The sequence below is a fragment of the Streptomyces sp. NPDC059201 genome (assembly GCF_042754585.1).
Classification (GTDB): domain Bacteria; phylum Actinomycetota; class Actinomycetes; order Streptomycetales; family Streptomycetaceae; genus Streptomyces.
This window is the reverse complement of record NZ_JBHZBB010000008.1, coordinates 12147-30284: the sequence shown is the minus strand read 5'-3', so window position 1 is coordinate 30284 and position 18138 is coordinate 12147. Positions and strand designations below refer to the sequence as shown.

The 18138-nt window shown below is 70.3% G+C and carries 14 protein-coding genes; 7 read left to right on the top strand and 7 right to left on the bottom strand.

The genetic code is table 11. From position 1 onward, the window contains the following. Nucleotides 1–58: 58 nt before the first annotated feature. Both ACFXMG_RS24585 and eccE read right to left on the bottom strand, forming a co-directional pair. A complete protein-coding gene (locus tag ACFXMG_RS24585) occupies nt 59–778 on the bottom strand; it encodes a hypothetical protein (RefSeq protein ID WP_383827597.1) in 720 nt (239 codons plus the stop codon). Continuing rightward, nucleotides 775–2136, bottom strand: a complete 1362-nt coding sequence (gene eccE / locus ACFXMG_RS24580; RefSeq protein ID WP_383827599.1) for a type VII secretion protein EccE — start codon at nt 2134–2136, stop codon at nt 775–777. Before eccE ends, ACFXMG_RS24585 begins: the two co-directional genes overlap by 4 nt. A gap of 181 nt (nt 2137–2317) precedes the next feature. Here eccE and eccB point away from each other — a divergent pair, with 181 nt between their 5' ends. The 7 genes from eccB to ACFXMG_RS24545 all read left to right on the top strand — a co-directional run bounded on the left by eccB (nt 2318) and on the right by ACFXMG_RS24545 (nt 9698). Continuing rightward, nucleotides 2318–3850, top strand: a complete 1533-nt coding sequence (eccB, locus tag ACFXMG_RS24575) for a type VII secretion protein EccB (RefSeq protein WP_383827601.1) — start codon at nt 2318–2320, stop codon at nt 3848–3850. After that, entirely contained in the window at nt 3847–5091 is a 1245-nt protein-coding gene (gene mycP, locus ACFXMG_RS24570) for a type VII secretion-associated serine protease mycosin (RefSeq protein ID WP_383827603.1), read from the top strand. Before eccB ends, mycP begins: the two co-directional genes overlap by 4 nt. 220 nt (nt 5092–5311) lie before the next feature. Then, a complete protein-coding gene (locus ACFXMG_RS24565) occupies nt 5312–5761 on the top strand; it encodes a hypothetical protein (RefSeq protein ID WP_383827605.1) in 450 nt (149 codons plus the stop codon). A gap of 6 nt (nt 5762–5767) precedes the next feature. Next, on the top strand, nt 5768–7555 hold the full coding sequence (locus ACFXMG_RS24560) for a hypothetical protein (protein WP_383827607.1): 1788 nt from the start codon (nt 5768–5770) through the stop codon (nt 7553–7555). A gap of 25 nt (nt 7556–7580) precedes the next feature. Further along, nucleotides 7581–8897, top strand: coding sequence for a S8 family serine peptidase (locus ACFXMG_RS24555; protein WP_384119641.1), 1317 nt, complete (start codon nt 7581–7583; stop codon nt 8895–8897). A gap of 79 nt (nt 8898–8976) precedes the next feature. After that, complete coding sequence (locus ACFXMG_RS24550; protein ID WP_383827611.1) at nt 8977–9339, top strand: WXG100 family type VII secretion target; 363 nt, start codon at nt 8977–8979, stop codon at nt 9337–9339. A 62-nt stretch (nt 9340–9401) separates the two neighbouring features. Then, a complete protein-coding gene (locus ACFXMG_RS24545; protein ID WP_383827613.1) occupies nt 9402–9698 on the top strand; it encodes a WXG100 family type VII secretion target in 297 nt (98 codons plus the stop codon). Nucleotides 9699–9803: 105 nt separating this feature from the next. Here ACFXMG_RS24545 and ACFXMG_RS24540 read toward each other — a convergent pair whose 3' ends face one another. From ACFXMG_RS24540 to eccCa, 5 genes are all read right to left on the bottom strand, one after another. Further along, the gene (locus ACFXMG_RS24540; RefSeq protein ID WP_383827615.1) at nt 9804–10346 is read right to left on the bottom strand and encodes a hypothetical protein; all 543 of its coding nucleotides are present in this window, start codon (nt 10344–10346) and stop codon (nt 9804–9806) included. A gap of 43 nt (nt 10347–10389) precedes the next feature. Further along, entirely contained in the window at nt 10390–12657 is a 2268-nt protein-coding gene (locus tag ACFXMG_RS24535) for a hypothetical protein (protein WP_383827617.1), read from the bottom strand. A gap of 16 nt (nt 12658–12673) precedes the next feature. Next, nucleotides 12674–13174, bottom strand: a complete 501-nt coding sequence (locus ACFXMG_RS24530; protein ID WP_383827619.1) for a hypothetical protein — start codon at nt 13172–13174, stop codon at nt 12674–12676. Nucleotides 13175–13201: 27 nt separating this feature from the next. Continuing rightward, on the bottom strand, nt 13202–13861 hold the full coding sequence (locus ACFXMG_RS24525) for a hypothetical protein (RefSeq protein WP_383827621.1): 660 nt from the start codon (nt 13859–13861) through the stop codon (nt 13202–13204). Between the two features lie 107 nt (nt 13862–13968). After that, the gene (gene eccCa, locus ACFXMG_RS24520; protein ID WP_383827624.1) at nt 13969–17934 is read right to left on the bottom strand and encodes a type VII secretion protein EccCa; all 3966 of its coding nucleotides are present in this window, start codon (nt 17932–17934) and stop codon (nt 13969–13971) included. Nucleotides 17935–18138 lie beyond the last annotated feature (204 nt).

The window sequence follows — 18138 nt, the reverse complement described above, 5'->3', positions numbered from 1 at the left end:
TGCCGCTTCGGACGATCGCCGAGGACGACCTCCGGGTGTCCCTCTGCCGGTCCCTCCGTCAGTCCATGCGGCGGGCCGTGCCCAGCAGGCCCGACTCCGCGTCCGTGGCGTTGGTGATGACCCAGTGGCGCTCGGCGCCGGCGCACCACAGCGTCACGCCGTCCGCGAGCGTCGGCAGCGCGTCGACCTCGGTCTGCGTCAGGCCCAGGATGCGCCCGGTCTGCTGGGCCTCCTGCGGCGAGACCCGCTGGATGCCGACGAGCGTGGCCGCGCGCATCAGGCGCGGGGCGACCGGGCTGAGGTACGGCAGCAGGGTCAGCACGGACTGCCACGGCGAGGAGACGACCCGACCGCGCGGCGGCCGCATGCCGCAGTCCCGCACCACGACGACCGGGCTGCCGACGGTCGCGCCCAACGGCGGGACCCGGCCCACCTCGTGGAGCGTGATGCACTCCAGACCCGCGCCCGCCGCCTGCGCCAGCCCCACCCACGCGTGCGGACGGCCGGTCTCCACGACGACCCGGGAGCCGGTCGCGGCGGCGCGCAGCGCCAGCACCTGCGCCGTCCACAGACCGCCGATCAGGAGGACGTCGTACGGCGTCGAGCGGTGGAAGCCCACCAACTGCGAACGGCCCTCGGAGTCCTCGCCGATCACCACGCCGTCGTCGCCCACCGGCAGGGAGAGCGCGCCGAGTTCGGCCGACGGGATGGTGTGCCCCGCGTGCCGCGGCCCGATCAGACCGCGCAGCCCCTTCACCGCTCCACCACGTCCCCTCATCGCGCCCCTCCGAGCGGCATCGTCGCCAGCACGCCCGGCAGCTGCTCGCGGTCGAGACGCAGCAGCCCCACCTTCGCGGTGCGCGCGGCCTGTTCGAGCGTCCGCCGCACCCGGACCAGTTCGTTGTCGGAGCCGCCGGTGACCCGGACGTGGCCGCCGACCTCCATCGCGCCCTGACGCGTCCCGCGCCGGACGGTGAGGCTGAAGGTCGTGGCGTACGCGGGCACCGAGGTCAGCAGCGAGACCAGCCGCGGCAGCGGAGCCGCGCCCCGCCCGAGCTCGGGCCAGCGCCCGACCGCGTACGTGGTGTGCCAGCGGTCGTCGCACCGCCAGACCCGGGACGTCTCGGCCGTCCGCCGCTGCGGCGCGGCGTCGGCGCGACCCGCGCGCGCGGCCGCGTGCGGGCTGGTGCAGGCGGCCGTCGCGATGGTCGAGTTGACTTCTTCCTGGTCCAGGACGACCGCCTGGAAACCCGCGCCGGTGATCCGGCTCGCCAGGTGGTCCGCGATCCGGACCAGGCACCGCTGCGCGCCCTCCAGACCGCCGCCGCGCGCGGCGACCGCCTCCTTGCAGCGCTCGGGGTCCAGCTTCACCGCCACCCAGGTCAGCCGCAGCGCGGGCGCCCCGGTCCGCTCCTGGAGCGGGGTGTACGAGAGCCGGGCCACCGACTGCTGGGGGAGGTGCGGGGCCGGGGCCGGACGCACCTGCTGCACCAGCTGGACCGACTCCACCACGATGTCGTCGACCTCCAGGGCGTCGCCCAGCAGGGTCAGCGGGAAGGCGCGGGCGCCGAAGACCGGCCGCAGCGCCGAACCGCTCGCCTCGACGCGCAGCACGGCGGTCAGGAAGGAGCCGTCGCCCAGCATGCCGACGGTGCGGTGGTTCCGGTCCACGTACGGCTGCGCGCCGAAGCCGCGCACGCTCTCGGTGACCGGGGCCAGGGACGGATCCGCGTCCGGCCCCGAGGGCGCGGTGTCGCGGCGGCGGGACCGCAGCGCGAGCGCGGTGCCCATCCAGTCCTGCACGGCCTGGCCTCGGCGCCGTATCACCGCGAGGAGCACCAGGACACCGGCCGCGACACAGGTCGGGACGAGCCAGAGCCCGCCCAGGACGAAGCCGACGGCCACCAGGGCCAGCGCCGCCTCCACCAGCACCAGCTGGCGGGCGTGGACGGGGCCGATCCGGCCGGTGCGCGACAGCGGCCGGAGCGTCGTCGTCGCGGGGACGGCCTGCGCCGGCCCCGGCGCCGCGGCGCCCCGGCCCGGTTCACCGCGCCCGTTGCTGCGTTGCCGTCGGGAAGATTGAGGCGCTCGGCCGCTGGTCCGCCGCCCGTCGCGCGCACGCGTCGCCGTACCCATCGCCGCGTTGCCCCCTCGTGTCCGTAATAGCCGAATTCCCTTGGGCGTTGACCGGGCGATCACCCTACCTGAGCGGTGAGACACGGGTGCCGCCAGGCATAGTAGGGGGCGGCGGGACGGCGGACGGGCCCGCCGAGTGTGGCAACCTGGTCGGCCGGCGGGGAGAGGGACGACACATCCGATGGCATCACGACGCGACGAACTGAACGCCTACACCTTCGCGAAGCGGAGATTGGTCGCGCAGTTCGTGCAGCCCAACTCGACGGGCTCCGAGGAAGGCGCGCCGCGCCCGCTGCGCGCGGTGGTGCCCGGAGCCATCGTCGGCGTGGTGGTCCTGGCGGTCTTCGGCGCCTGGGGCATGTTCAAACCTGTCGCCCCCAAGGACTGGGACAAGCCCGGCCAGAACGTGATCATCGCCGACAAGTCGACCACCCGCTATGTGGTCCTCAAGACCGGCGAGAAGCTCCAGCTCCACCCGGTCCTCAACATGTCGTCGGCGAAGCTCCTCCTCGACCCCGACAAGGAGAAGATCATCACGGTCTCCGAGTCGGTGCTCGACAGCGGCAAGATCCCGCACGGCGCCACCCTCGGCATCCCCTACGCCCCCGACCGCCTCCCCGCCGAGAAGGAGGCGGGCGCCGCCAAGCGCTGGGCCGTCTGCGAACGCCCCGGCGAGGGCGGCCGCGCGATCCAGAAGGCCGCCTTCGTCCTCGCCGCGCGCGAGGAGGCGAAGACGGACGGCTCCGAGCGGCTGACCGGCGGCCAACTCCTGTACGTCGAGGGCCCGGCCCCGGACCGCACCCGCTACGTGGTCGACGCGGAGGGGACCGCGTACCCCGTCGAGAAGGACGAACTGCTGCTGCGCCAGCTCGTCGGGCAGGGCCGCGCCGCCCAGCGCGTCTCGGAGACGTGGCTGAACACCCTGCACAAGGGCGACACGATCTCCTTCCCGAAGATCCCGGGCGAGCCGGGCGCCGCCTCCGCCGCCGACGGCCTGGCACCCGAGTTCGCCAAGGTCGGCATGGTGCTCTCCGCGACCGACGGCACCAGGCAGCAGATGTACGTGGTGCTCCAGGACCGGGTCGCCCCCGTCTCGGACCTCACCGCCAAGCTGCTCCTCAACAGCCGTCAGCTCGTCTCCCTCGGCCAGGCCGGCCAGCCCAGCAAGCAGAGCGGCGGCGCCTTCCTGTCACCGGGAGCCCCCTTCGGCGGGGACAAGAAGTGGCCGACGGCCGCCCCCGTACCCGTCAACGAGGCGAGCACCGCCGAAGGCAGCCGCAACACCGTCTGCAACGTGCTCCGCGCGGTCGACGAGGAGAACGGTGCCACCACCCTGAGCACCTGGGCGGGCAAGGACTTCCCCGCCGCCCTGCCGACCGGCTCCAGCAGCGCGTACGTCACCCCCGGATCGGGCCAGCTCTTCCGGCAGTTCAAGGGCTCCACGACCTCCAGCGGCTTCCTCTTCCTCGTCACCGACACCGGCCTGCGCTACGCGATGCAGTCCAACGGCGACACCACCACCGACGACTCCGGCATCGGCTCCTCCGGCTCGGAGGAGGAGAAGCAGGCCCGGCAGGCGGAGGCCCAGCAGGCCCAGAACCGCCTCGGCTACAAGAACGTCGAGCCGCTGCCCATCCCCGCCGAGTGGTCCACCTTCCTGCCCACCGGCCCCCGCCTCTCCACGGGCGGCGCGCGACAGCCGCAGGGCTCATGAGGACGCCCACGCGCCGCTCGGGGCGCCCCCTGCTCGTCCTGGCCGCGACGACGCTCTGCGCCCTCGGTCTCCCGCTCTCCACCGCGGCGGCCGAGGACGGCGGTCAGTGCAACTACCCGAGCAAGATGTACGAGGGCCGGCCCTGGTCGCTCCAGCGCGTGCTGCTGGACCAACTGTGGGCCCAGTCCACCGGCAAGGGTGTCCGCGTCGCCGTCATCGACACCGGCGTCGACGTGCGGAACCCGCAGCTGGCCAAGGCCGTCGACGCCAGAAGCGGGATCAACCTGATCCCGAAGAGCGCCAAGGACGCCAACGGCTACAAGCTGAAGCGGGGCAAGGAGAACGGCACCACCGACACCGTCGGCCACGGCACCAAGGTGGCCGGCATCATCGCCGCCCGCCCCGTCAAGGGCACCGGATTCGTCGGACTCGCGCCGGACGCCACGATCATCCCCATCCAGCAGAACGACGCCGACGGCAACGGCACCGCGGAGACCCTCGCCACGGCGATCCGCCACGCCATCGCCAAGAAGGCGCACGTGATCAACATCTCCCAGGACACGGCGAACGCGGTCAAGCCCACCCCGCTCCTGGAGCAGGCGGTCCAGGCCGCCCTGGACAAGGAGATCGTCGTCATCGCCTCGGCGGGCAACGACGGCCTGGGCGGCAACGTCAAGGCCACCTACCCGGCCTCGTACCAGGGCGTCCTCGCCGTCGCCGCGTCGGACCGCAACAACGAACGCGCCCAGTTCTCCCAGTCCGGCGACTTCGTCGGCGTGGCGGCACCGGGCGTCGACATGGTCTCCACGGTCCCCGGCGGCGGCCACTGCGCCGACAACGGCACCAGCTTCTCCGCGCCGTACGTCGCCGGCCTCGCCGCCCTGATCAAGAGCGAGCACATGGGCTGGACCCAGGAGCAGATCGTCGCCCAGATCCAGCAGACCGCGGAACGCTCGGTCGCCGGGCACGACCGTCTCGTCGGCTGGGGCGTCGTCGACCCGGTCAGGGCCCTCACCGAGGACGACAAGCCCATCGAGAAGCCCGTGGCCCACGAGGGCCTGACCCGGGCCGAGGCCCCGACCCCGGCCGCCCTCCACCTTGGCGAGACCCCCGAACAGCGCGCCGGCCGCCTGGCCACCTACGTCGTCGTCAGCGGCGGAGTGCTGGTCGCGGCGATCGCGGGCTCGTCGGTCGCCCTGCGGGACCACCGGCGGAGACGGGCCGCGATCACGGGCCGGTGATCATTGCAGACGCACACGGCTGATAGCGTCGAACATGACAAACGAACTGTAGAAGTCTCGTGACAAACAAGAGACTTGGGCCTGTCAGTCGCAATCACTAGAGTGGTACGCGCGTGATCGGTGGATGGCGAGTCGCCACGATCGCAATGCAGGACAGCAGGAGCAAACGGGGAGGATTGGCTCGTGTTCGAGGTAACGGGTGACGGGGGCGGGAGCGACGGTGGCGAGTGACCTTGAGCTCGGCGTCGGCGAGCTGAGGAAGTTCCGTGACAAGGTCGACGGGGTCATCTCGGACCTGGAGGCGGGCGCGGGCGGAGCCTCGACGCTGGGGCAGAACCGCGTGACGCGCGCCTCGCTCGGCACCGGAATGGCCTTCGCCGAGGCGGACGGCTTCTTCTCGGAGTACGAGCGGGTCCACGCCTCGCTCGTGGCCCTGTCGAAGTCCCTCAGCGGCCAGATCGAACTCCTCCAGATCGGCGTCCACGCCGCAGACGTCGGCTACGGCAACGTGGAGGACGACCAGCGGCGGCGGTTCCACGAGATCCGCGCGCGCCTGAGCGAGGAGCGCGCCGAGGCCATCCAGGCCGAGGACCAGAAGCGGAGCAAGGACCCGGCGCAGCCCGGGGATCCGCGCAGGGACACCGACAGGTCCACGGAAGGGATCGGGTGACGACCGATGAGCGATGAGAAGAATCCGAACCCGAGTGCGCCCGCGCCCTCGAACCTGACGCCGCAGGAACAGGCGCAGGCGAAGGACACGGAGCAGATCAACGCCCAGCACCAGACCACGGACTTCCTGGAGAAGCTGGACGACATCAAGCTGCCCTTCCCCTTCGGCGGAGGCTTCCGCCTGATGCCCAAGGGGAGCGTCTACGGCGAGACGTCCTTCGAGGGCGCCCGGCTCAACGACATGCTCGACCTCCTCGAAAGCTCCAACCCCTCCGACCTGGAGCAGGCCGGCGAGGCCCTGGAGAACGCCACGAAGTCCCTCAACGCGGCCGCCAAGGAGCTGAACAGCTTCGTCTCCGGCGTCCAGTGGAAGGGCGACGCGGCCGTCGAGTTCCAGCGCTACGGCTCCGAGGTCGTGACCTACGCCTGGGACATCGGCAAGGTCGCCAACGCGGTCGGCTCCCAGATGAAGGTCGCCAGCACCGGCCTGACCTCCGTCCGCAACGCCAAGCCGCCGCGCGACAGCCGCCTCGTCCAGAAGAAGCCCACGGACTTCACCGAGGTCGAGAAGGTCGAGAAGAACGAGGACTACCAGAAGGCCGTAGCGGCGGAGAAGGACCGCCAGGAGGCCATCAACCAGATGAACCGCCTGGCGTCCTTCTACGCGGTCTCGCAGAGCACCCTTCAGGGCCAGGAGATGCCGAAGCCGCCGGAGGCTTACAAGGCGGCGGTGCCGCTGCCGTCGGGGCTGGTTGACGGAGGCAGGGGGTCCGGTGACTCGGGTTCCGCTTCATCGTCCCGCGACGGCCTGTCGAGGGAGTCGTCCGGGCCCATCAGCTCCACCGAGGACCGCACCACCCAGACGCAGCCCCGCACGGGTGATCAGCTCGACGGCTCCGACCCGATCCGGGAGAAGCCCTCGGACGGCACGAAGGTCCAGATCGACACGGTCAAGACGCCCCCGCCGCCCACGCTGACGAACACCCCGCCCACCCCGACGGCGCCCACCAACACCGCGCCTCCGACCAGCCCCGGCATGCCTCCGCCGCTGACGCTCGGCACCCCGCCGCGTACCGGCGGGCCCAAGATCACCGGGAACCCGGGCGGGCCGCGTACCGCGACTGGCCGAACCGGTCTGGGCCGTACCGGTCCGACGAGCTCGCCCGCCGTCGGCCGCAGCGGCGGACCGAACACCTCCCCGACGATGGGGCGCTCGGGCAACCCGACGGGCTCTCCGGCGACGGGCCGTACCAACGGCCCCATGGGTCGGGCCGGCGGCCCGCCGTCCAACGCCCAGTCCGCGCAGGCGGGGCGCGCCACCCCGCAGACCGGTCGCGCCGGCGGCGCGGGTCAGCCGGTCACCGGGCGGGGAAGCCAGCCGGCCACGGGCCGCGCGAACCAGCCGGTCACCGGCCGTGCAGGCGGCAGGTCCAACCCCATCATGGGCGGCACGCCGCAGCGCACCACCGGCGGGACCACCGGATCCCGGATCCCGAGGGGCACCGTCGTCGGCAGCGAGGGCGCGGCCGCGGGCCGTACGGCTGGGGCACGCCCCAGCCAGTCCGGCGTGGTCGGTGCCAACAACGCCAAGGCGACGCCGCGTCCTGCCGGACGTGGCACCCCCAGCTCCAACGGAGTGGTCGGGACACCCCGTGGCATGGGCGGCCGTGGCACCCAGCGTCCGGGCCGTGAGGAGCAGGAGAGTGAAGGCTCTTCGCGCCCCGACTATCTGACGGAAGACGAAGAGACCTGGAACAACCGTCGGCGCGGCGCCGTGCCGCCGGTGATCGACTAACCACGCGGAAGGCTCGGAAGTCAGGATGACGGCAGGAATGATCGAGGGCGGCAGGCTTCGCCGAGCGCTGCTCGGCACCACGGCGACCGTGGTGCTGGCGACGGCGCTCGTCGGGGTCGCTCCGACGGCAGTCGCTGCCGACGCGCGGTCGCAGCAGTGGTACCTGGATGCCATGAAGGCCGAGGAGATCTGGAAGAAGGCGACCGGCAAGGGCATCACGGTTGCCGTCATCGACAGTGGAGTCGACCCGGACAGGCCCTCCCTCAAGGGCAAGGTGCTCAAGGGCTGGGACGCGGCCGAGGCCAAGGGCGATGAGACGGACGACTACGACGGTCACGGAACGACCATCGCCGAACTCATCGTCGGATCCGGAGCGCAGGGCGGACTTCGGGGACTGGCCCCGGACGCCAAGGTGATTCCCTACCGGGTGAGCAACACCGAGCTGCAGAACGAGCAGACCGTCAACGCCTTCGACATGTCAGAGGCGATCAAGGCCGCCGCAGACAGCCCGGCACAGATCATCAACATCTCCATGGCCAGTGACTACTACAGCGAAGAGGGCCGGGCAGCGATCCAGTACGCCCTGCAAAAGGGCAAGCTGGTCTTCGCGGGTGCGGGCAACAACGCGGCCAAGGGCAACAAGGAGCAGTATCCAGCGAGTTATCCCGAGACCATCGCCGTCGCGGCGACCGATCGGGACGGCTCGGTGGCCGACTACTCGCAGCATGGCGAAGCCATCGACATTGCAGCCCCGGGAACCGACATCCCCGTCTACTGCGACAAGAGCCTGACGAAGTACTGCCCCAGCTACGGCACCAGTTTCTCCACCGCCATCGCCTCCGCCTCCGCCGCCGTGATCTGGTCCGCGCACCCCGACTGGACCGGAAACCAGGTGCTCCGCGTCATGTTCGACTCGGCCGCGCGAGGGGACGGCTGGGAGCCGGGTACGGTCAGCAACTACCTCGGCCACGGCATCGTCCGCCCCAACGCCAACATCTCGCGCAACGAAGGCAACCCGGGCGACGCGAACATCAGCCCCCTGACCAACAAGCCCACGGGCGGATCCGCAGCCGGCAGCGCGACCCCGTCGGCCACGGCCCCCTCGGCCACCGCGTCCTCCGGCACGCCGACCGCCGCCCCCTCCGCAACAGCTTCGACACAAGCCCCCGACGGCAAGCAGACGTCGGGCACGCCTGTGGCAGGCTCCAACGAGACCTCCGCGAGCGACACGAGCGACAGCGGCGGCGGCAGCAACACAGGGATCATCATCGGCGCCGTGGCGGCCGTGATCGTCCTCGCGGGCGTGGGTGTCGTCATCGCACGCCGCCGACGTACCGCCTGACAACACCCCACACCTCACTGCGCCCGCGCCAATTGCGGGCGCAGGCTCAACAGAGAACCCGAGAAAGGGAGAGCGACACATGTCGGTCTTGAAGGTTGGCGATCAGAGTCTCAAGGATTTCCAGGACGAGCTCACCCGCAAGTTCGATGACGTGAAGGGCCAGCTGTCCGCCCTCCAGGGCGTCATCGACAGCCTCGAAGGCCGCTGGAAGGGCATCGGTGCCGGCGCCTTCGACGCCAAGCAGACCGAGATCAACCAGGGCATGGTGCGGATCGCCAAGCTGATGCTCAACTTCCAGGAGGCCATCCAGGTCACCCGGACCACCTCCAGCAACACCGACGACGAGGTCGAGGCGGCCCTGCGCGGCGTCGACGTCACCGCGGGCTTCTCCGGCGACGCCGGCGCCGAGAAGGCGGCCCGTTCGGGCATTTCCGGCCTCTGACCTCCGCGTCGGAGCCACCGCACCACCCCACCTGAACGACACCATCGACAACCGGAGGGAACATGGCCGCCAACGACGGCGTCATGCTCGTCACGTACGCCTCGCTCGACGACGCGGCGAACCAGATCGACGCGCAGGCGAAGCGCCTGGACGAGGCCCTTGAGGCCATCCAGACGAAGATCCGCTCGGTCTCCAGCACCTGGGAGGGTGAGGCGAAGACCGCGGCCGACGGCGCTCACGCGAAGTGGGACCAGGAGACGCGCGCGATCCACAACGCCCTTCAGGGCATCTCCAAGGCCGTCCGCCAGGCCGCCCCGGCCTACCAGGCCGGCGACAAGCGGGCCGCGGGCTTCTTCTAAACAGAACCCGCAATACGGCAAACAGGGTGGGCGTGCACGGGAGGCGCCCACCCTGTCGTGCGTTCCCACCCCGCCCACCTCAAGGCGACGAGGCCACGGCGTCCGCTACCTCTGCTCGCACTCGGACGAAGCCGACAACGCCTTCGCGTAGCCGAGGAGCAGGTTCTTCACGGCGGCCGCGTCGGACCTTCCCTCGTTGGAGACCATGACCTTGGCGAAGAGTTCCGCGGTGCCCTTGCGATGCTTGACGACCGGCTCGCAGGCCACGCGGATGACACCACCCCTGTCCGCGTAGACGTACCGGCCGTCCTCGCTCTCGTACGTGTCGTGCTTCACGTACGGGTTCTCACGCGCGATCTTGCCCGGGGAGGTTCCGATCTCCCGCCACTCCCAGTCGACGCCGAGATCGGTGGTGCCATCCACCACGACGTCGCAGCTCAGCGCACCCTTCATGTCCGGGTAGCGGCGCTTCACCTCCAGCTTGTCCCCGCCTGCGGGCAGCAGAGGAGAGAGCAGCTCTGCGGGGACCTGCGTACCGCAGAGCGAGTCCGGCACTTCGAAGGCCCGCTTCTCCTCCTTCGCCTGGGAGCATCCGGACGCCAGGAGGACGAGCGCGAGGGTGGCCGCAGCCTTTGCGTACTTCATCATGTGCTTTCTGCCTGGTGGTGGAGGGAGAGCGGGGGAGAGGAGATCAGCCGGGCTGGATCTCGGTCTCCAGGTCGTCGGCCATGTGGCGGGCGTTGTCCGAGGCGTCGGAGTACCCGTTGTCGGTTCCCATGCGGGCCCAGTCCGTGACCTGCTCCGCGTAGGGCACGTTGTGGGCCTTCGCCGCCTGCTCCGCCGCGAACTGGCTCATGTCGATGTTCTTCTCCTTGCTGTGCTCCCAGACGTCCGCCGCCTTGAGGCCGGACTCCTTGAGGACGTCCGTCTCGGACTGCTGGAAGATGTGCTCCAGCACCATGGAGCTGACCGTGCTGGAGACACCGCTGGCTATGGCACCGCCGATCGGGGTGGCGACGAAGCTGACACCGACGCCGATGCCCGTGCTGATCGCGCCGGACCAGGCGTTCTTCTGCTGGGCGACGGAGTCCGCGAAGTCCTTGGCCTCCTTGGCCGCCGGGCCCACGATCGCTTCCTGCTGGCCCACGGCCAGCGTGCCGCCGATCTCGGCCGAGCGGCGCGAGATCTCCTCGATCGTGTCCTGCGGCGACTGCGGGTAGCGCTGGTCCTCGGGCGTGTTCGGGTTCAGGTGGTAGTCCATGAGGCTGCCCATGTACGCCGCCTGGCCGACCTCGACCGCGGCGTTGGCCTTCGGGTCCTGTCCGAGGGTGACCAGGAGGCGGGTGACGTCCTTGTGGTCCAGGTCCGCCGGCGTACCGCCGATGGGGTACAGCTTGTCGACGTTGCCGCGGCTGTCGTCCGACATGGCCCGGTTGACGTCCGGAAGGTACTCGGACGTGATCTGTCCGATGCTGTCCGACATGTAGCTGTACTTGGTCAGCCGCCCCGGATCGTCGGAGACCGACGCGACGATCTTCTGCATGAGCTCCGCCTGGTCCTTGTTGTGCGGCGGGGTCTCCTCCGTGGGCATCTCGCCGGCCGGGTGACCGGTCGTGGCCGCCTCCAGGGCCATCGCGAGGTTGTTGCGGCCCTCGGTGCTGTCCTTGCCCTTGTCGGTGATCTCCTGCGGCCAGTCGCGCTCCTCGAAGAGGTAGTCGAAGTTGGAGAGCTCCCGCTTCTCCTTCTTGCCGTCCTCCTCCTTGAACTCGTGGTCCTCGTCCTTCGTGACGAAGTCCGCGTTGAAGAAGTCCGTGGCCGCGTCGGGGCTGTTCGACAGGGCCGCGAGGAAGCCGGTCATGGGGTCGTTGCCGGAGTCGGTGCCCGTGTGGTTCAGGTTCGGGTCCATGCCCATGCGCTGCCACATCATGGAGACGTGCTGCCCGTTGCGGGTGTATTTCTTCTCGGCGTCGATCAGCTTCGTGCCGTAGTCCTTGAGGAACTGGTCGTCGTAGTTGCCCCAGCGCATCAGGTTGCTCATCACCTGGAAGCCCTGGGACACGTTGTTCTTCCCGACCGTCTGGTCGCCCAGGTTCACCATGTCGTACTTCCAGCGCGACATCTCGGCCGAGTCCGCCTGCGTGGCGGCGGCGAGGGTGAGGCTCAGGTTCTTCTGGAGCTCGCCGAACTGCTTGTGCCGGTCGTGGTTCAGCTCGGGGTGCTCGTAGGGCTGGCTGATGCCCGACCAGAAGTCGAGCGTCCCCTTGGGCCCGAGCGTGGTGGCGAAGTGCTCGGCGAAGATCGGGTCGTTGGCGTACTTCTTCAGACCGGCGTTGAGCGCGTCGAAGTCGGCCGTCGTCAGGTCCTTGGGCGCCTTCTTCGCGAGCTCCGCCAGCTTCTCGGCCTCCTTCACCGCGTTGACCGCCGAGTCGCGGTCCCCGTACTTCGCGTCCGAGAAGCCGTGGTCCGTGAGGTCGACGAGCGCCTTCAGCGCCGTGGAGGCGCTGTTGTCGATCTCGGTGGCCGTGTTGAGGATGCCCTGGAGCTCCTTCGCGAGCCCGTCGACGTCGGCCTGGCCGCCCGGGGCCTTCTTGTCGGGGTTCTCACTGACCGTGAATCCTCCGCCATTCACGGTGACGGTGAGGTTCTTCCCCCGACCGCGTTCTATCGCGTCCTTGAGCAGGCGCTGCTGCGCCTTCAGGTCGTCCCGGGTGTCCTGCATGATGTTCCGGATCGACGTCGCCTGGGTGACCGCGTCACCGAACTCGCCGGCGGTCTTGCCCACGAACTCGCGCGAGATCACCGCGTTGTCGCCGGCCCAGTCCGCCGTGAGGGCCTTCTTGTGCAATCCGTCGTTGGCGTCCTTCTTCAAGGCTTCCAGTTTGCTCAGCATGCTCGTCCAGTCGCCGACCGTGTCGTCGAGCAGCTTGAAATTCGCCGAATGAAGAGCTTCGAAGTCCATCAGCTATTCCCCGTCCTCAGTCCTTCTTAGCCTTCGGATCCGGCTTGTAGATCTCGTTGGGCTTGCCGGTCTTCGCCCAGTCCTCGTCGAAACCGGAGTCGAGGGTCTGGATACTGCTCACGTGCCGCTCGATGAATATCTCGTCACCGGCGTGCGCGTTCTGCGTGAAGTCCATGTGGTTGGAGATCAGCGCGCAGGCGTCCATCACCGAACCCAGCTGCTTGTCCCACCGCAGCGAGACGTGCGACAGCGCCCCGCCGAACGCGAACCCCTGCCCGCTGAGGTCGGACGCCGCCGAGTCCGTGGACGTGACACGCGCCTCCTTCCACAGCCGGTTGTACAGCTTGAACGCCTCGTTCCCGATGGCGGCCAGATCCTGCTGGTCCACCTTCAGAAACCCGCCCGACGCACTACCGGCGTTCGGCCGGTCCTCCTCCGGCAACCCGTTCAACTGCATCTTCGCCGAGTCCCTCTCGGCCGCCGAAGACTTCAACTGATCCCATTCGTCCCATCCCATGAACGCCACCTCTCCTTACGTTGTGACCTAATTGGACCCGACCCGAGGAAGCTCCTCAGCAAACTCCCGAGCCTCCCGACACTCCCCGACGTGATAAGCATGCCGGGCGAGCTGATAGGCGAAGTCGACCAGAATCTGCCGCAATTCGTCACCCTGAGCGCGGGTCTCCCCGAGGGTCCGAGCCTCCACGGTGAGCGAGTGCGCCGTGTCACGATCGCCGACGTGCCGCGGCGTCGTGCACGGGACATAGACGGGCGCCCTGGCGGGATTCGACTGCACGCGCACGTGGACGCCATTCACCGACAGCGAGCCGGGCTCTTCCCCTCCAGCTGAGGAACGCCGTTCCCGCCAGCTCTCAACCGTGGCGACGCCGGATTCCGCCTCGCCCGAAATGAGCGACTCATCCGTCCGCACGTAACACCAGAACGTGAAAGTGCCCAGCGCCGACGACGTCGTGAGCTTCCCGCTTTCCTCGGCCTTCCGAGCGGAAGGCAGCGCCCGGGCGACAAGCTCACGGTCGACGGCACCCGCACACGGCTTCTCGGGCAGCCGGTCGACTCCCCTGGTGAAGATCTCCAGATATCCGAAGACCGCGCAAACGGCGATGACGCCCGCGATTCCCGCGACACGCAGCCGCTTCTTCGGAGTCTCCGGCATCCACATCGACCCCCGCTCTTCCCCCGCCATGCCGTGGTTCCTCTCCCCGTGTCACCTGCCCTGTTCGACCCGCAAGGGGCACGAGCGGCAGGCTCGTGCCCCGAGCGGTGAGCGGCATCGGCTACGCCGCTACGCCGCTACGCCTCCGGCATCCGGCCCGTCTGGACCAGCGGGTTGCCGCGCTGGCGGGAGACGAAGATGCCTCGGCCGGCCGGCATGGGGCGCATGCGGACGCCGCCGAGGACGTCGCCTTCCTGGGGGTCGCCGGAGAGGAGGACGCCCTGGGCGCCGAGTTCCATCATGCGCTGCATGAAGGACTCGTACGCCGAGCGGCTGGCGCCCGCCGCGCTGCGGGCGATGATGAAGCGGACGCCCACGTCCCGCGCGAACGGCAGCAGTTCCGTCAGCTTGGACAGCGGGTTGCCGCTCGACGTGGAGACCAGGTCGTAGTCGTCGACGACCACGAACAGGTTCGGCCCCGACCACCAGCTGCGGTCGCGCAGCTGCTGCGCCGTGACGTCGGCCGACGGCGAGCGGCGGCGCATCAGGTCGGCGAGCGCGTCCACGTGGTGCTCCATGTTGTTGGACATGGGCACGTACTCGGCCAGGTGCGTCGCCGGCGTCACGTCCAGCAGCGCGCGCCGGTTGTCGATCACGAAGAACTTCGCCGAGGCCCCGTCGTACCGCTCCGTGACCTGCTTGATCATCAGCCGCAGCAGGTTCGACTTGCCCGACTCGCTCTCGCCGAAGACGAGGAAGAACGGGTCGCGGTCGAAGTCGACGAAGACCGGCTCCAGGTTGTTCTCGTCGATGGCGAACGCGACACCGCGCCCCGGCTCCGCGTACCCCGCCGGCAGCGTGTGCGCGTCGAGCTCGCGCGGCAGCAGCCGCACCTCGGGCGCGCCCGGCGCCGTCCAGTGCCGCGTGACCTCCTGCGTCATCGCGGCCGTCGCCTCGGCGAGGTCGCTGTCGGAGCTGATCCCGTCGATGCGCGGGACGGCCGCCATGAAGTGCAGCTTCTCCGGCGTCAGGCCGCGGCCCGGGACCCCGGTCGGCACGTTCGCGGCGATCTTGCGGTCCAGCTCGGAGTCCATCGTGTCGCCCAGCCGCAGCTCCAGCCGGTTCATCAGATGGTCCTTGAGGTTGGCGCGGACCTCCATGGAACGCGAGGCCGTGATGACCACGTGGATGCCGTAGCCGAGACCGCGGGCCGCGATGTCGACGACCGCCGGTTCGAGCCCCTCGTACTCGGTACGGAAGTTGCCCCAGCCGTCGATCACCAGGAAGACGTCGCCCCACGGCTGGTCGGCCACCGAGATGTCGCCCCGGGCCCGCAGCCTGCGGAAGGTCTGGATGGAGTCGACCCCCGCGCTGCGGAAGTACTCCTCGCGCCGCGACAGGATGCCGTACACCTCCGCCACCGTGCGCCGCACCCGCTCGGGGTCCAGTCGGGACGCGACACCGCCGACGTGCGGCAGCCCCGAGACCGAGGCCATGCCGCCGCCACCGAAGTCCAGCCCGTAGAACTGCACCTCGTGCGGGGTGTGCGTCAGCGCGAAGGCCGAGATCAGCGTCCGCAGCAGCGTCGACTTGCCGGACTGCGGACCGCCGATGATCTGCATGTGACCCGCGGCGCCGGAGAAGTCCCGGTAGAGCGTGTCACGACGCTGCTCGTACGGCTTGTCCACCACGCCCAGCGGTACGACGAGCCGGCCGGCCGCCTCGTAACCGGGCTGCGTCAGCCCCCGGCCCTCCACGCCCGCGAGCCCCGGCAGCACCGAGTCGAGCGCCGGCGGGTTGTCCAGCGGCGGCAGCCACACCTGGTGCGCCTCGACGCCGCGCCCCTCCAGCCGGCGCACGATCACGTCGAGCACCGAGTCGGCCAGCGCGTCGTCCTCCGCCGGCCGGGCCTCCGGGATCCGCGCCTGCGCCTCCGGCTCCAGGTAGCGCACCGGCACCGGCGCCGCGGTGAAGGGCACCGGCCGCCGGTCCACCGGCAGCGGCCCGCCCGCCGTCACGGTGTGCTGGTTGGTGCGGTAGGTGCCGGAGACGTACGCCGCCTTGAACCGCACCATCTCGTCGGTGCCGTACTTGAGGTAGCCCGAGCCCGGCACGTTCGGCAGCGAGTAGGCGTCGGGCACGCCGATCGCCGCCCGGGACTCGGCCGCGGAGAAGGTCCGCAGACCGATCCGGTAGGAGAGGTACGTCTCCAGGCCGCGCAGCCGGCCCTCCTCCAGGCGCTGCGAGGCCAGCAGCAGGTGGACGCCGAGCGAACGCCCGATACGCCCGATCTGCACGAACATCTCGATGAAGTCCGGCATCGCCGTCAGCAGCTCGCTGAACTCGTCGATGACGAGGACGAGCGAGGGGATCGGCTGGAGCGGGGCGCCGGCCGCGCGCGCCTTCTCGTAGTCGTGGATGTTCGCGTAGTTGCCCGCGTCGCGCAGCATCTCCTGGCGCCGGTTGAGCTCACCGCGGATGGAGTCGCCCATGCGGTCCACCAGCGTGAGGTCGTCCGCCAGGTTGGTGATCACCGCGGCCACGTGCGGCATCTGCGACATGCCCGCGAAGGTCGCACCGCCCTTGAAGTCCGCGAGGACGAAGTTCAGCGTCTCCGAGGAGTGCGTCACCGCCAGGCCCAGGACCAGCGTGCGCAGCAGCTCCGACTTTCCGGAACCGGTCGCGCCCACGCACAGCCCGTGCGGGCCCATGCCCTCCTGCGCCGCCTCCTTGAGGTCCAGCATGACCGGGACGCCGTCCTCGCCCACGCCGATCGGCACCCGCAGCCGCTCCGACCGGGACCGGGGCCGCCAGGTGCGGCTCACGTCGATCGAGGCCGCGTCGCCGAGGTTCAGCAGGTCGGTGAAGTCCAGGTTGGCGAGCAGCGGCTCGTCGTCGTCCGACCCGCCCGCCACCCGCAGCGGCGCGAGCTGCCGGGCCAGCGCCTCCGCGGCGTCCAGGCTCAGCTCGTCGGGGCTGCCGTCGTACACGTGCCCGTGCCCCGACTCCAGCCGCAGCGCCCCGCCCTCCACGACCACCGACAGGTCGCCGCGGACGCCGGCGCCCCGGCCCTGCACGACCTCGATGATCGTCACGCCCTGGATGCCCTCCGGCGAGGCCAGCGCGGAGGTCTGCGGGATCGACTGCCCGTCCAGCACCACGACCAGGTGCGGGTGGTCGAGCAGCGGGTGGTTGGGGCCCTGGAAGCGGGGGCGGCCGTCCAGCCGCCCGGCGACCAGGTCCTCCAGCTCCCGCGCGTCCGTGGTGATCAGCCGCCGGCTGCCCGCGCCGTCACCGGGACCGGACGCCTGGACGTGCGGCAGCCACTTCGCCCACTCCCAGTCGGAGGCCGCCGCGTCACCGGTGGCGACGACGATCACGAGGTCCTCGGGGGAGTGCAGCGCCGCCAGCGAGCCCACCATGGCGCGGGTCGTCGACCGGGCCGCCTCCGGCTCCCCGCTCACGGTGAGGTGGTAGAAGGCGCGCAGCGAGACGGCCATGGGCAGGCCGTCCAGCGTGCTGTGCGCGGTGAGGAACTGCTGCATCGCGCCGGCGGTCAGCGGTTCGAGCTCGTCCACGGGCGCCGTCTCGGGCGCGATCAGCGGCGTCGCCAGTTGCTGGCTGCCCAGCCCGACGCGGACCTGACCGAAATCGCCGTCCCCGAGACGCCGCTCCCAGATCCGGCTGCCCTCGGCGACCAGCGCCCACAGCTGCTCGGGCGACGGGTGCAGGTAGAACTGCGCGTCCCGCTGCCGGTGCGCCGTCCTCAGCACGGTGCGCCGGGTCTGCGTCAGGTACTTCAGGTAGTCCCGCCGCATGTCCGCGAGCTGCCCCTGCGTCCCGCGCCGGTAGCGGACCAGCATCGCGATGGCCATGGCCACCGTCGACGCGATCATCACCATGCCCATGATCCGCATGATCGGGTTCGGCGTCATGAAGAAGAACACCACGGAACCGCCCATGCCGAGCATCGGCAGGAGCTGCATCAGGGCGCCCTCCTGCTGCCCGCGGGGCAGCTCCGGCGGAGGTTGCAACTGCACCTGCTCGTCAGGCACTTCGGACGGCAGGGCCCGCGGTGGGCGCTTGACGACGATCTGGCTCACAGCTCACCAATTTCCGTTGCCGGACGGAAAGTTCCTCCAGACGCCCCCGTGGCGACAGGATCCATCCGCGGGGAGGGATCCTACTTTGGTGCGGGGTCACGGGTGGGCGGTAGGGTGGCCCGAAATCTTTGCGTGGCCATGAACTATCGCAAAAATCGGGTCATTCGGAGCGCAATATCCGCGGCCCGCGGGCCCCCGCACGAG

What these genes read in the sequence shown, in the direction of transcription:
- eccE (WP_383827599.1), bottom strand. Translation starts at nt 2,136, where the DNA reads ATGGGTACGGCGACGCGTGCGCGCGACGGGCGGCGGACCAGCGGCCGA.
- ACFXMG_RS24585 (WP_383827597.1), bottom strand. Translation starts at nt 778, where the DNA reads ATGAGGGGACGTGGTGGAGCGGTGAAGGGGCTGCGCGGTCTGATCGGG.
- ACFXMG_RS24555 (WP_384119641.1), top strand. Translation starts at nt 7,581, where the DNA reads ATGACGGCAGGAATGATCGAGGGCGGCAGGCTTCGCCGAGCGCTGCTC.
- ACFXMG_RS24560 (WP_383827607.1), top strand. Translation starts at nt 5,768, where the DNA reads ATGAGCGATGAGAAGAATCCGAACCCGAGTGCGCCCGCGCCCTCGAAC.
- ACFXMG_RS24550 (WP_383827611.1), top strand. Translation starts at nt 8,977, where the DNA reads ATGTCGGTCTTGAAGGTTGGCGATCAGAGTCTCAAGGATTTCCAGGAC.
- ACFXMG_RS24545 (WP_383827613.1), top strand. Translation starts at nt 9,402, where the DNA reads ATGGCCGCCAACGACGGCGTCATGCTCGTCACGTACGCCTCGCTCGAC.
- mycP (WP_383827603.1), top strand. Translation starts at nt 3,847, where the DNA reads ATGAGGACGCCCACGCGCCGCTCGGGGCGCCCCCTGCTCGTCCTGGCC.
- ACFXMG_RS24535 (WP_383827617.1), bottom strand. Translation starts at nt 12,657, where the DNA reads ATGGACTTCGAAGCTCTTCATTCGGCGAATTTCAAGCTGCTCGACGAC.
- eccB (WP_383827601.1), top strand. Translation starts at nt 2,318, where the DNA reads ATGGCATCACGACGCGACGAACTGAACGCCTACACCTTCGCGAAGCGG.
- ACFXMG_RS24530 (WP_383827619.1), bottom strand. Translation starts at nt 13,174, where the DNA reads ATGGGATGGGACGAATGGGATCAGTTGAAGTCTTCGGCGGCCGAGAGG.
- ACFXMG_RS24525 (WP_383827621.1), bottom strand. Translation starts at nt 13,861, where the DNA reads ATGGCGGGGGAAGAGCGGGGGTCGATGTGGATGCCGGAGACTCCGAAG.
- ACFXMG_RS24540 (WP_383827615.1), bottom strand. Translation starts at nt 10,346, where the DNA reads ATGATGAAGTACGCAAAGGCTGCGGCCACCCTCGCGCTCGTCCTCCTG.